Source organism: Mycobacterium pseudoshottsii JCM 15466, assembly GCF_003584745.1.
GTDB classification, from domain to species: Bacteria; Actinomycetota; Actinomycetes; order Mycobacteriales; family Mycobacteriaceae; genus Mycobacterium; species Mycobacterium marinum.
On sequence record NZ_AP018410.1, the window covers coordinates 4,694,883 to 4,707,692 of the forward strand.

The window sequence follows — 12,810 nt, forward strand, 5'->3', positions numbered from 1 at the left end:
CAACTGCAATGGCCGCGACGGCTGCCATGTCACCGTCGAACGCGGAGCCGGCTGTGTGATGACTGTCGTACTGATTGACCCGCATTATTTGCTGGTACCAATGGAAGCCCTCGAAGTGCTGCGGCAGCAGGTGCAGTACACCGAGGAAATACCGGCCGCGTTGACTCGGCTGCTGCCCGCGGCGCGCCCCGTGCGCGTCGGAAGCCACGCCACCGTGTTGTTGTCCTCCGATCCAACACATCCTGCGGTTACGGCACGGTTGGTCGCCGGTGACCGGCTGATCTCCATACCGCACCCACAGTGCGGTGAGCGCCTGATCGATGCCGTTGCGGCAGTGGACGAACTACGCACAGCTGGGTCGTGGGAAGCCGCGCAGACCCACGTCTCGGTTAGCCGCTATTTGCTGAGCCAAACCTATGCGCTGCTGGATGCGCTGCGTAGCGCAGATGCCGGCCAGCTACGCGAAGAACTCGGCGCCTTGCTCCTGCAGGTACTTTTCCAGGCTCGGATCGCGCAGGACGCGCCGCGACGCCCCTTCGCCATCGATGACGTGGCCGACACCCTGATACGCAAGCTGGGCAACCGGCGCCGCGGAGTGCTGGCGGGCAATTCGCCCTTATTCCAGGAGCAGGTGGCGCAGTGGGAGAAGGGCAAAAAGGCAGACAAACGGGCGGGCTCGGTGATGCACGACCTGTTTCATGGTCAGCCCGCGTTGGCTCTGGCCCAGAAGGTGATCGAACGCGCAGTCAGGGCTGGCCTGCCGATGGACCTGGTCCCGGCGACGCTCACCTCCGTCGTGGTGTCACCTGACATCGATTCGGAAGGCGAGCTGCGGGCGGCGGTCCTGGAGTTCATGGACTCGGTGCGCCGTGCCGAGGACACGATCGCCGCCAGGCGCCGCGCGCCCGATGCCACCGAAGAACCCGACCGCACGGCGCTCGGCGGAATCACCGAGCGGGAGTGGCGTATGTGCTGGCCTTCCGTGGGCGCCCACACCCAATCCGGGGTCCGAGTCGCCAAACCCCGCGATGACGCCTAGTTTGCGAATTAGGTATACCGGCACAAGCAACTGATGGCCAGGTGTGCGGGAGGGAAGGTAGGCCCGTGGGTGATCGCATCGACGCGTCCGCGTTGGTTCTCGGGCACGGAGATGACGTCCGGCGCCGGCTCACGCGTTCAGTCGCGGTGTTGCGGCAAATGGTCGAGGCCGGCTGGTTTGCCGGCCACGAGGACACCATCGGCATGGAGGTGGAACTCGACCTGGTGGACCCGCTGGGCCGGCCGCGACTGGTCAACGACGCGGTTCTACAGGCCTTGGACCGAACCGATATGCAGCACGAGCTTGGCCAGTTCAATGTCGAGTTGAACCTGCCGCCCCACCCGCTAATGGGCCACGTGCTCCGGGACAGCGAACAACTTCTTGCCGACGTGCTCGACGGGTCCGGCGCGCGGATCGAAAGCCTGGGCACCCACCTGATCGCGGTTGGCATGCTTCCCACCCTGAGCGCCGACCACATGACCGCCGAACGGCTCTCCACCAACCCGCGCTACGAGCTGCTGAGCCGCCGCATCCGCACCGCTCGCCACCGGCCGTTCCGGGTGCACATCAGCGACGCACCCGAGCCGGTCGAATTCACCACCGACTCGGTCGCGCCCGAAGCCTCCGCAACCAGCCTGCAGCTGCACTTGCGGGCGCACCGGGACCGATTTGCGGCCTATTTCAACGCGGCCCAACTGATCGCCGGAGCGCAGGTCGCGGTGGCCGCCAATTCCCCGTTCTTGCTCGGCCGGCACGCCTGGCAGGAGACCCGAATCACGCTGGTGGAGCAGCTACTCGACTCCCGCCGCCCCAGCGAGGTCAAGGCCAGCGCACCGGCGCGCGTCCGGCTCGGGGAGGGATGGATCAGCGACCCCGTGGACCTCTTCGACCACCTGGTGCGCGAGTACCCGCCCCTGTTCCCAACCCTGGAGGCAGAAGATCCCGACGCTGCCCTCGAGGCCGGGCAAGCTCCGGTGCTCCATGAGCTTCGGCTGCACAACGGCACGGTGTGGCAGTGGAACCGCCCCGTTTACGACGTCCAGGGCGGCAGCCCGCAGCTGCGAATCGAGAACCGGGTGCTGCCCAGCGGGCCCACCGCAGTCGACATGGTCGCCAATGCCGCCTTCTACTACGGACTGGTGCGCGCAATCGCTGACAGTGACCGCACTCCGTGGGAACAGACCCCTTTCGCGGTGGCCGAGCGAGACCTGCACCGCGCGGCACGCGACGGGCTGGCGGCGCAATTGAGTTGGCAGGGCACCGACCAGCCCGCAGCACAGCTCACCCGCGACGTCCTGCTGCCGGCCGCCGCGTCCGGACTCGACGCGTGGGGCGTGGACGCCCACGACCGCGACCGGTACCTCGGTGTCATCGAAGCGCGGGTTCGCAGCGGCCGCACCGGCGCGGCCTGGCAGACGGAAACGGTGCGCCACCTCGAAGAACGCGGACTGGAACGCATCTCGGCGCTGCACGAGATGACCCGGCGATACGTCGAGCACGCGCGCAGCGGGGCCCCAGTCCATGAATGGCCGCTATCGTGACGGTCCGATCCGTCCGAATCGCTAGCGCGGCGCGAGCACGAGTTTGCCGGTGTTCTCACCCCGAAACAGCGCCAACAGCACCTCAGGAAAGTCGCCGACATCGCCCGCAACCACCTGCTCGCGGGCGCGCAGCTCACCGCTAGCCAGCCAATTCGCCAGCTGCCCAACGGCTTCGCCATATCGATCCGCGTAGTCGAAGACCACGAACCCGGTCATCGAGGCGCGTGCGACCAGCAACTGCATGTAGTTGGCCGGCCCGTGCAGCTCCCCGGCGGCGTTGTACTGGGAGATGGCTCCGCAAATTACGACACGCGCTCCGCGGGCCAGACGTGACAACCCCGCCTCGAGCACCTCTCCCCCGACGTTGTCGAAAAAGACGTCAATGCCATTGGGGGCATGCATCTTCAGCTGACGGCGCAGATCCCCGGCTTGGTAGTCGATGGCGGCGTCGAAGCCAAGCTCTTCTACCAGCCAACGACATTTCTGCTCACCGCCGGCGATGCCGATCGCCCGGCAACCCACAATCCGGGCTACCTGTCCGACGATGCTGCCCACCGAACCGGCGGCTCCGGAGACGACGACGGTCTGACCGGGTTGCGGGCGACCGACGTCGAGGAGCCCGAAGTAGGCCGTTATACCGCTGATGCCCAGGGCGCCCAGATGCACCGGGGCCGGCGCGAGGGTGGTGTCCACGCGCGTCACACCGCTACCGTCGGAATGCGCGTAACGCTGCACCCCGAACATTCCGTACACCTCGTCGCCGGCCGCGAAATCCGGGTGGCGAGAATCGATCACGCGCCCGATGCCGCCCGCGCGCATCACCTCGCCGATCTGCACCGGCGCCACGTAGGACCGCCCCGCGTTCATCCACGTCCGCATCGCCGGATCGACCGACAGATACTCAACGCGCACCAAAAACTCCCCATCGGCCGGACCGCCAACGGGTTCGTCGGCGACCTCCCAGTCCGATGGCTTGGGCAATCCGATCGGGCGCGCGGCCAGCCGGCACACGGTATTGACCAGCGTCACGATTCACCCTTCCTCGACAGTGCGTTCAGCGTTGCCCGGCCCGCCGGATCTTCGGCAGTGCAGGGCACCAGTGCCAGGCAGTCCGCGCCGGCCTCTTCGTAGTCCCGCAGCCGGGCGGCGACTCGCTCGGCGGTGCCCAATGCCCCCACCTGCTCGAGCAGTTCGACGGGGATGGCGGCAGCCAACTCTCGACGGCTCGCCCCGGCGCGCGCGGCACCGACGAGGCGGTCAAAGCCCAGTGCACTGAACATTTCGCCGTAGCCGGGCGGGCCGAGATAGACCGCCAGCTGCGCCGCCAGCTGAGCGTGCGCGGCGGCACCGGGATCAACGGCAACGGGCACCCATACCGTCAGCCGCGGTGCGGCGCGACCTGCCGCTGCGGCGGCCGCGGAGTCGATGGCGTGACGAACCTCCGCCACCCGAGCCGGCGATGCGAGGTTGAGCACCACCTCATCGGCTCGCCTTGCCGCCAGGCGAATCATGCCAGGGCCGAAGGCCCCCAACGCAATTCGAGTCTCCTGCTGCGGGTTGCGCAGCCGAAAGCCGTGGCTGGCGACATGGCGCCCGTGGTAGTCGACGCGCGCCCCACCCAGTATCGACCGCAGGCATTCCATGGTTTCCCGCATCACCGGCACGTGGTGTGCCCACGGCCGATCATGCCAACCGGCCACTATCGCCGGGCTGGAGGCGCCCAGGGCGATATCGACCCGGCTACCGGTGAGAGAGGCGACCGAACTGACGCCCAGCGCCAGCCCCACCGGGCCGCGAACGGCGACGGCCAGCGGTCCGATCTTCAAGCCCATTCCGGGTGCACCCAGCCCTATCGCGGTGGCAAGGGCAAACGCGTCGTAGGTGGCCATTTCCCCAACCCACAGCACGTCGAAACCGGCGTTCGACGCCGCCAGCGCCACCTACATCGCCTCGTCGTCGGGCCGGTCCAGCCAAAACGGTAGCGCGACTTCTAAATCGGTCACAGCATCGAGGTATCGCAGTGCTGGCCGAGCAAGACGCGCCCCGGCAGTTCGCGGGATGCCTCGTTGACCTGGAAATGGGCGGTGGCGGTAAACGCGTCGCGAAACCGGCGTTGCAGTGGTGAGCCATCGTAGATCGCGCTGCTCCCGGCCAGGTCATACATGGTGCGCACGACGTCGGCAGAGGTCCGCGCCGCGTGGGTGGCCGCCAGCCGTAGCCGGTTGCGCAGCGCCACCGGCGCCGGCACCGGCACCGGCACCGGCACCGGCACCGGATCGGGATTGTGGCTGGCTTGCCAGGCCGAGTCGATCGCCTCGTAAAACAGTGCACGCGCCGCACCAAGTGCCGCCTCGGCCGTCGCGACCGCCGTTTGGGTGGCCGACCGTTCGGCCAAGGTGCGCTTGGCCCCCAGCCCTTTCTTGTCGCCGGCCAACTCGACCAAGTCGTCAATCGCGGCGCGCGCGTTGCCCAGCGCCGCCGCGCCGATCGAAAGCGCAAAGAAGCCGAACACCGGGAAGCGATACAGCGGCCTGTCAATGGTGGGACCGTCGAACACCGAGAACACTCGATCGGCGGGGACGAAGACCTCCTCGGCAACGCAATCGTGACTGCCGGTACCGCGCAGCCCCAGGGTGTGCCAGGTGTCCAAGGCGCGCAGATCGTCTTTGGGTAGCGCCACCACCGATGGCACCGGCTCGCCCTCCACGAAGCAACCGGCGAACATCATGTCCGCGTGGTTGATCCCGCTGCAGAACGGCCAGCGCCCGGACACCACAACACCGCCGTCGACCGACTTCGCCTTACCTCGCGGTGCCCACACACCCGCGGCGACACTTCGCCCGGCACCGAACATTTCGTCGCGACTGGACGCCGGTAGATAGGCGACCAACAACGCGCTGGTGATCGCGATCGACACGCACCATCCCGCTGAAGCATCGCCGCGCGCCACCGCTTCGGCACACCGCAGCGCCGGTCCGGGGGCCAGCTCTGCCGCCTGTACCTCGCGCGGCATCGTGGCGCGCAGCAATCCTGCCTCGCCAAGCCGCGCCACCAATTCGTCGGGCAGTCTGCGATCGCGGTCGATCTCCGCCGACATCTCCCGCGCCGTCAGGGCGATCTTCTCGGCGAGGTTCTCCATCTCGCTATCTGCTCTGCGCAGTGGTGCGGCGCTCAGGTCCGGCTGATTCATCAGGACTCCTGGTAATGACGGCGGTTCCGTCAAGTTACCACCATGGTTCAGAAATTGAACCGGGTACAGTTGTTGAACCATGGGCGCCGCCGATCTGTCCCACCGCTTCGAAGGGGAGTCGGTTGGCCGTGCCCTCGAGCTGGTCGGCGAGCGCTGGACCCTATTGATCCTGCGCGAGGCGTTCTTCGGCGTGCAGCGCTTCGGCCAGCTCGCCCGCAACCTCAACATTCCGCGCCCCACCCTGTCATCGCGGCCGCGGATGCTCGTCAATGCGGGCCTGCTGGACCGGGTGCCTTACTCCCAGGATCCGGAGCGCCACGAGTACCGGCTGACCGACACCGGCCACGAACTGTTCGCCGCGATCGTCGTCCTCATGCAGTGGGGCGACAAGCACTTGCCGAACCCCGACGGCCCACCGATTGTGTTGCGTCACCATTGCGGCCAGTTCGTCGAGCCGCGCCTGATCTACGCCCACTGCGGCGAAGAGATCACCGCACGCAATGTCACACCCGAAGCCGGGCCCGGCTTCGGGGACGCGGTAGCCGCGCCAAACTGAGCGCGCAGACGCGCGGCACCACAGAGTCTCCCGAGACGTCTTCGACAAGACGCTCAAGCCATCCTACACAGTGCGCTCGGCCGGTGTGGCACAAGACAATCCACGGCGTTGCGCCGAGACTTCACCCCGCCGGCCGGGTAGCCTGGATGGTGTTCAGGAGATAACAATTTGCAATCCCAGGTTGTTGCGAATCGATAAGCATGCCTAGACACGTCAGCGCGCAAGACCGGACAGATCGCCCGCGAAATTATCGTCACTTGGTGCAACGTCGAACGGCTCTCAAACTGCCGCTGCTGCTGGCGGCCGGCGCCGCGCTGGCCCAGACCCCCCGCGCCACCGCTGTGGCAGGCCGGTGGTCGGCTGAGCGCGCCAACACCTGGTACCAGACCCAAGGCTGGATCGTCGGCGCCAACTACATCACCGCCAACGCCATCAATCAGCTCGAGATGTTTCAGCCCGCCACCTACGATCCGCGGCGCATCGACAGAGAGCTGGGCTTGGCCCGGTTGATCGGGTTCAACAGCATGCGAGTCTTCCTGCACGATCAGTTGTGGGCCTCGGATCAAAGGGGCTTTCAGACTCGGCTGGCACAATTCGTCGCCATCGCGGCGCGCCACGGCATCAAACCTCTTTTCGTCTTGTTCGACTCCTGTTGGGACCCGTTCCCCAAGCTGGGTCAGCAGCGTGCGCCAAGGCCCGGCGTGCACAACTCGGGTTGGGTGCAAAGCCCCGGCGCCGAACACCTCGGCGACCCCAGCTACCAGGCCGTTCTGCACGGCTACGTGACTGGAGTGTTGAACCAGTTCCGCAACGACAACCGCGTATTGGGCTGGGACTTGTGGAATGAGCCCGACAATCCGGCGAAGGTGTACCGAAAGGTGGAGAGAAAGGACAAGCTGGAGCGGGTCGCGGAGCTACTCCCCCAGGTGTTTCAGTGGGCGCGCGAGGTCGATCCCAGCCAGCCCTTGACAAGCGGTGTCTGGCAGGGAAATTGGTCGGATCCGGGCAAGCGCTCCACCATCGCCAGCATCCAGCTCGACAATGCCGACGTCATCACATTTCACAGCTACGCGGCACCGGCCGGCTTTGAGGCCCGTATCGACGAACTTGCGCCGCTGGGGCGGCCGATCATCTGCACCGAGTACCTGGCGCGCTCCCAGGGCAGCAGTGTGGAGGGGGTGCTACCAATCGCCAAGCGTCGCAACGTCGGCGCCTTCAATTGGGGTTTGGTCGCCGGTAAGACTCAGACCTACCTACCGTGGGATTCCTGGGATCATCCGTACACCAAGCCCCCGAAGGTATGGTTCAGCGATCTTCTGCAACCCGAAGGACGGCCCTACCGAGAGAGCGAAATACAGTCCATCCAGTCGCTGACCGGCGCCCGAACCCAGGACTGACGACAGGCGTGGGTCACCAAGCTGGCGCCGGGTCCAACATCGCGACGTGGTCGCCCTTCCACTCGTACCTCACCGTCGTGATCGGTCCGGGGCACGCCGTGCAGACGTCTCTGCCGTCTTTGTAGTCGAGGGCCACCGTGTCATCGGTTGTCTTCGCCGCATTCAGCGTCGTAAACGAATACGCCTTTGTGGTGGCAATACCGGCGGAGGTGCCGTTGTGAAAAAGCAGAACGAGGTCCGGTGAGCTGCCCGTCGCGCCTTCAACGCTGATGATGACCGCCGACAGTGTGGAACACGGGTTGTAGTTGCTACTCGGATCGAAGCTGCGCGGATTGGTGTCCCACGGGTAGCTCTGCGGCAGGGTTGGCAATGACTTGATCGCTGCCTGGATCTCTGGGGCATTGAGGTTGACCCCACAGGTCGGTTCCGCTTGTGCCGGTGGCGCCAGCGGATTCAAGGCGGCCAGGACAGCGACCGTCGCTGCCCAACCAACTATTCGCATGGAAGCACTGCCTCCTCTCCCCGGAATGCGTTGTCGCAGACCTCATCGCGGCCGATCTCCGGGCATTCGATGAGCCCTGACCTCACCGAGTACACAGGCGATTGCACGGGCCGACAAGGGCGGGACGAGGGAATGTCGCAGATCTGAGTCGAAGTTGGTATGCAGCTGATAGCTGGCTAGTCAGAAGGTGCGGCGCCGCCGAACGGTCAATCCAGGGCAAGTGTTGGGCAAAGGGTGTTGTGCGCCTCGTCGATCCACGTGTCGGCCAGCCGGGCGGCCTCAGGCACGCTCAGTCCCGTCTGGTCGATGTCGTTTGCGTGTTCGGCGACGTAGACAATCTGGGTGCGTGGCCAGCCTTGCGCCAGAGCCAGGCATATCGTTTGTTCGGCTTGCTCCTGGTGATTGGGCCAGTCGGGCTCGAACATGACCGGTTCGGCCTGCGCCGTGGCGATAATGCCCGGAAGTGCGGCTGGACCAGCCAGCGCGATCACCAGCGACAGGGCTGACAGCAACGTCTTCATGGCGCCAGGGTACCGATCGAGCCGTCAGCCGCCGCCTGGTCTGACCCATTTCGGCCATCGTCGGCTTACTGTGGTGGTGCGAGCCGTCGCCGCGCAGGGCTGGCCGCCGTTGGTGCCAGCGGGAAAAGGACGAGTGCCAATGAGCATTGATGACGAAGCCGTCACAACCTTGGAAGACCTCAAGGGCGATCTGGCGCACCGCTACAAATGGACGCCAAGCGGCGGAAGCTCGGTCGACAGCGCGACCATCGAGGCCGACATGGCGGCCCTCGACCGCGACGGCTACGTCATCTGGGAGAACCTGCTCAGTGCCGAGCAGTGCCGGCTGATCCAAGAGGTCGTGCGACCCTGGCTCGAGCACACCGGACGTAACTCGTTTGAGGGCCGGCGCACCCAACGCATCTACAGCGTGTTGAGCAGGACGCGAGTGTGCGACCGGCTTGCCGATCATCCACGGGTGCTGGCGGTGCTCGATCGGATATTGATGCCCAACTACCTGCTTTCGGCATTGCAGCCGATCAACATTCTGCCCGGAGAAGACGCGCAGCTACCTCACCATGACGACGGGTTCTACCCGATTCCGCGGCCCAGGGCACCGTTGGCGGCGGCGACGATCTGGGCGATCGACGACTTCACCGCCGACAATGGCGCCACGGTGGTCATCCCCGGCAGCCATCGTTGGGGCAGACGTCCGCCGGGCCCGGACGATCAGGTGCTGCCCGTCGTGATGCCTGCCGGCTCGTGCGTCTTCTTCGTCGGCACCCTCTGGCATGGTGGTGGCGCCAATACCAGCACCAGCGAGCGTCTGGCCGTCACCGCCCAGTACTGCGAACCGTGGCTGCGCCCGATGGAGGCCTACACCCTGTCAATATCGCGCGAAATTGCCCGAGCGGTCTCCGACGACATTCGCCGGATGCTCGGCTACAGCATCCATCCCCCGTTCGTTGGCGCGGTTGATGGCCTGCACCCATTGCGACTGTTGGAGTCCGGGCCTGATTCCTAGGTTTGGATGCGTTGTTGGGATTGGTAGCCGCGAGCGAATGCAAATATTTCGCGAATCATCCGAACCGTCTTCGGCCTGACTACCGCGAAGGACCGCAAATGAACACGTCCCCGCCCTGACGCGAAACACTGGTCACGGGCGTCGCGCAAACCGCGGGCATCCGAGCCCGGCCGACGCCACCGCGTCGACGATGCGGTCGAGCTTTTCTCTTCAAAGGCGGCAACATGCCGCCAAGTCAGTCATTAAAATTACGCTTTCAAATAGCGCCACGGTGACAACGAGCAATTGCCCCCGACGCTGAGAAGGCACTGGTACGAGGACGACAGTGATGAACTTTTCGGTGTTGCCACCAGAGATCAATTCGCTACGGATATTCGCTGGCACGGGGTCCGGGCCAGGGCTCCGGCGTTGTTGATTAGCAGGCTTGTGAGCTGGGGAATTGTGGATTGAGGAGGTCTAGGCGGCGGTTGGCGGTCAAAGCGGTGATCCGGCAGGCTTCGGCGATGTTGTCGGCGCCGTTGAGGCGGTGCAGATTGATCGCGGTGTTGCGTAGCGTTGCTAGGACCTGTGCGCCGTTTCCGGTATGTGCCCTTTGACGGTCTTCGTCGAAGGTGACGTCGCGTATCCAGTGCAGGCTGTTCTCGATTCCCCAGTGTTGACGCATCCAGGTCATGATCGCGGTAGGGCGGGCGTGCTCGAACGGCAGGCTGCAGATGGCATAGACCACCTCCACGCTGCGCTGGTCGGTGGCGGTGATCAAGCGTTCACGAGTGATCCGGATGATTTGTTTTGCGTAGGGGAAGCCGATTCCTCGTGCAGCGGTGATGATTTGCAGGGTGCGGGTCTCGACACGGCCGTGGCCGCGGGAGTCGTCGGTAGCGGCTGCGGGCACCTCGGCCCAGGGCAGCGCGGTGATACGCGCAAATATTTTGGCTTGGTTGGACTTGACGATCATCAGGTAGTGCGACTTCAAGGTGGCGCAGATCAACTTCGCGGTGACGACCTGGGTATGCATCGCATCCACGGTGACCAGCCACCGCAAGCTACCCGGCAGCAGCGTGAGCAGGGCACGTACGCAGGGAATTTCATTGCTTTTCTCGGCGACAGCGAGTTGACCGAGCACCAATCGGGCACGGTGGGCGAACACCGACACGAGATGCGTGGCTGTCGCTTTGGCGCGTAAAGCACCACGCAGCATCTTGCCGTCCAACGCGATCGGCACCAATCCACTGGGGTCGCTGCTGGCCACGTGTGCAGTGAAGTAACTGCCCATCCTGGCGTTGAGGTCGGCGGGGTCTAGCCGAGACAAAACAGCGCGGAAGGTCTTCTCACTGGGCCGCCGGAACCGGACCCCTAATTGGGCCAACACATCATCGGGAGCGGTGGCCGCCCATGTGGCAAAACCAGCATAGCCGCGCATCCCCGCGGCAGTGGCCAGAACCGCGATCGCCAACAAAGCCATCAGCGAATACCTCCGACCGCGTGGGCCCCTCGGGTCTGGCACCGAGGCCAACACATCGAGAAACTCCGATCCGATGAACTCGCTGCGCTCACCAGGACTCCAGCAGTCGAACACCTCTGGAACCGACGACACACGCAATACTGAAACGGTAGGCACGGGCAACTCCAGACCAACGACGAACAGTAACCAACTCGATCGTTCTCCAGATAGCCCGTGCCTACACTCCGGCCCCAATAGCGCGGCACCAAAGATCATCAACCCAGCTCACAAGCCTGCTAATCAACAACGCCGGAGCCCTGGGGAATTGTGGATTGAGGAGGTCTAGGCGGCGGTTGGCGGTCAAAGCGGTGATCCGGCAGGCTTCGGCGATGTTGTCGGCGCCGTTGAGGCGGTGCAGATTGATCGCGGTGTTGCGTAGCGTTGCTAGGACCTGTGCGCCGTTTCCGGTATGTGCCCTTTGACGGTCTTCGTCGAAGGTGACGTCGCGTATCCAGTGCAGGCTGTTCTCGATTCCCCAGTGTTGACGCATCCAGGTCATGATCGCGGTAGGGCGGGCGTGCTCGAACGGCAGGCTGCAGATGGCATAGACCACCTCCACGCTGCGCTGGTCGGTGGCGGTGATCAAGCGTTCACGAGTGATCCGGATGATTTGTTTTGCGTAGGGGAAGCCGATTCCTCGTGCAGCGGTGATGATTTGCAGGGTGCGGGTCTCGACACGGCCGTGGCCGCGGGAGTCGTCGGTAGCGGCTGCGGGCACCTCGGCCCAGGGCAGCGCGGTGATACGCGCAAGTATTTTGGCTTGGTTGGACTTGACGATCATCAGGTAGTGCGACTTCAAGGTGGCGCAGATCAACTTCGCGGTGACGACCTGGGTATGCATCGCATCCACGGTGACCAGCCACCGCAAGCTACCCGGCAGCAGCGTGAGCAGGGCGCGTACGCAGGGAATTTCATTGCTTTTCTCGGCGACAGCGAGTTGACCGAGCACCAATCGGGCACGGTGGGCGAACACCGACACGAGATGCGTGGCTGTCGCTTTGGCGCGTAAAGCACCACGCAGCATCTTGCCGTCCAACGCGATCGGCACCAATCCACTGGGGTCGCTGCTGGCCACGTGTGCAGTGAAGTAACTGCCCATCCTGGCGTTGAGGTCGGCGGGGTCTAGCCGAGACAAAACAGCGCGGAAGGTCTTCTCACTGGGCCGCCGGAACCGGACCCCTAATTGGGCCAACACATCATCGGGAGCGGTGGCCGCCCATGTGGCAAAACCAGCATAGCCGCGCATCCCCGCGGCAGTGGCCAGAACCGCGATCGCCAACAAAGCCATCAGCGAATACCTCCGACCGCGTGGGTCCCTCGGGTCTGGCACCGAGGCCAACACATCGAGAAACTCCGATCCGATGAGCTCGCTGCGCTCACCAGGACTCCAGCGGTCGAACACCTCTGGAACCGACGACACACGCAATACTGAAACGGTAGGCACGGGCAACTCCAGACCAACGACGAACAGTAACCAACTCGATCGTTCTCCAGATAGCCCGTGCCTACACTCCGGCCCCAATAGCGCGGCACCAAAGATCATCAACCCAGCTCACAAGC

General features: G+C 64.8%; 10 protein-coding genes and 2 pseudogenes. 5 read left to right on the plus strand and 7 right to left on the minus strand.

What is annotated here, in order from left to right:
* Nucleotides 1-58 precede the first annotated feature (58 nt).
* Both MPSD_RS21215 and MPSD_RS21220 read left to right on the plus strand, forming a co-directional pair.
* Nucleotides 59-1,039, plus strand: a complete 981-nt coding sequence (locus tag MPSD_RS21215; RefSeq protein ID WP_086085039.1) for a nucleoside triphosphate pyrophosphohydrolase — start codon at nucleotides 59-61, stop codon at nucleotides 1,037-1,039.
* Nucleotides 1,040-1,104: 65 nt separating this feature from the next.
* The gene (locus MPSD_RS21220) at nucleotides 1,105-2,580 is read left to right on the plus strand and encodes a glutamate-cysteine ligase family protein (protein ID WP_020786392.1); all 1,476 of its coding nucleotides are present in this window, start codon (nucleotides 1,105-1,107) and stop codon (nucleotides 2,578-2,580) included.
* 21 nt (nucleotides 2,581-2,601) lie between these two features.
* On the opposite strand, the gene MPSD_RS21225 is transcribed toward MPSD_RS21220, so the two are convergent.
* The 3 genes and pseudogenes from MPSD_RS21225 to MPSD_RS21235 all read right to left on the minus strand — a co-directional run bounded on the left by MPSD_RS21225 (nucleotide 2,602) and on the right by MPSD_RS21235 (nucleotide 5,770).
* Nucleotides 2,602-3,609, minus strand: coding sequence for an NADP-dependent oxidoreductase (locus MPSD_RS21225; protein ID WP_020786391.1), 1,008 nt, complete (start codon nucleotides 3,607-3,609; stop codon nucleotides 2,602-2,604).
* Nucleotides 3,606-4,583 (minus strand): annotated as a pseudogene (locus tag MPSD_RS21230) (LLM class F420-dependent oxidoreductase). The gene MPSD_RS21225 and the pseudogene MPSD_RS21230 overlap by 4 nt, the downstream one beginning before the upstream one ends.
* Nucleotides 4,580-5,770 carry an acyl-CoA dehydrogenase family protein gene (locus MPSD_RS21235; protein ID WP_372509724.1) on the minus strand — a complete coding sequence of 397 codons (1,191 nt, stop codon included), beginning with the start codon at nucleotides 5,768-5,770 and terminating at the stop codon, nucleotides 4,580-4,582. Before MPSD_RS21235 ends, MPSD_RS21230 begins: the two are co-directional and overlap by 4 nt.
* Before the next feature lie 79 nt (nucleotides 5,771-5,849).
* Between MPSD_RS21235 and MPSD_RS21240 the strand changes: the two genes are divergently transcribed.
* Both MPSD_RS21240 and MPSD_RS21245 read left to right on the plus strand, forming a co-directional pair.
* Nucleotides 5,850-6,326, plus strand: coding sequence for a winged helix-turn-helix transcriptional regulator (locus tag MPSD_RS21240; protein WP_020786388.1), 477 nt, complete (start codon nucleotides 5,850-5,852; stop codon nucleotides 6,324-6,326).
* Nucleotides 6,327-6,586: 260 nt separating this feature from the next.
* The gene (locus tag MPSD_RS21245) at nucleotides 6,587-7,723 is read left to right on the plus strand and encodes a cellulase family glycosylhydrolase (protein ID WP_020786387.1); all 1,137 of its coding nucleotides are present in this window, start codon (nucleotides 6,587-6,589) and stop codon (nucleotides 7,721-7,723) included.
* A gap of 13 nt (nucleotides 7,724-7,736) precedes the next feature.
* Here the strand turns inward: MPSD_RS21245 and MPSD_RS21250 are convergent, their stop codons facing one another.
* Together MPSD_RS21250 and MPSD_RS21255 are read right to left on the minus strand one after the other, a co-directional pair.
* Nucleotides 7,737-8,225 (minus strand): LppP/LprE family lipoprotein, encoded by a 489-nt coding sequence (locus MPSD_RS21250; RefSeq protein ID WP_015354998.1) that lies wholly within the window; start codon nucleotides 8,223-8,225, stop codon nucleotides 7,737-7,739.
* Between the two features lie 206 nt (nucleotides 8,226-8,431).
* Complete coding sequence (locus MPSD_RS21255; protein ID WP_015354997.1) at nucleotides 8,432-8,746, minus strand: hypothetical protein; 315 nt, start codon at nucleotides 8,744-8,746, stop codon at nucleotides 8,432-8,434.
* 139 nt (nucleotides 8,747-8,885) lie between these two features.
* Here MPSD_RS21255 and MPSD_RS21260 point away from each other — a divergent pair, with 139 nt between their 5' ends.
* Entirely contained in the window at nucleotides 8,886-9,749 is an 864-nt protein-coding gene (locus tag MPSD_RS21260) for a phytanoyl-CoA dioxygenase family protein (protein ID WP_086085040.1), read from the plus strand.
* A gap of 415 nt (nucleotides 9,750-10,164) precedes the next feature.
* Here MPSD_RS21260 and MPSD_RS21265 read toward each other — a convergent pair whose 3' ends face one another.
* Both MPSD_RS21265 and MPSD_RS21275 read right to left on the minus strand, forming a co-directional pair.
* Nucleotides 10,165-11,367, minus strand: a complete 1,203-nt coding sequence (locus tag MPSD_RS21265) for an ISAs1-like element IS2404/ISMul1 family transposase (RefSeq protein WP_420811955.1) — start codon at nucleotides 11,365-11,367, stop codon at nucleotides 10,165-10,167.
* 130 nt (nucleotides 11,368-11,497) lie between these two features.
* Nucleotides 11,498-12,694: pseudogene (locus MPSD_RS21275) on the minus strand (ISAs1 family transposase); the annotation flags it as partial.
* Nucleotides 12,695-12,810 lie beyond the last annotated feature (116 nt).

Excerpts from the sequence above, each read along its gene's own strand:
- MPSD_RS21215 (WP_086085039.1), top strand. The coding sequence starts at position 59 with ATGACTGTCGTACTGATTGACCCGCATTATTTGCTGGTACCAATGGAA.
- MPSD_RS21260 (WP_086085040.1), top strand. The coding sequence starts at position 8,886 with ATGAGCATTGATGACGAAGCCGTCACAACCTTGGAAGACCTCAAGGGC.
- MPSD_RS21250 (WP_015354998.1), bottom strand. The coding sequence starts at position 8,225 with ATGCGAATAGTTGGTTGGGCAGCGACGGTCGCTGTCCTGGCCGCCTTG.
- MPSD_RS21255 (WP_015354997.1), bottom strand. The coding sequence starts at position 8,746 with ATGAAGACGTTGCTGTCAGCCCTGTCGCTGGTGATCGCGCTGGCTGGT.
- MPSD_RS21235 (WP_372509724.1), bottom strand. The coding sequence starts at position 5,770 with ATGAATCAGCCGGACCTGAGCGCCGCACCACTGCGCAGAGCAGATAGC.
- MPSD_RS21240 (WP_020786388.1), top strand. The coding sequence starts at position 5,850 with ATGGGCGCCGCCGATCTGTCCCACCGCTTCGAAGGGGAGTCGGTTGGC.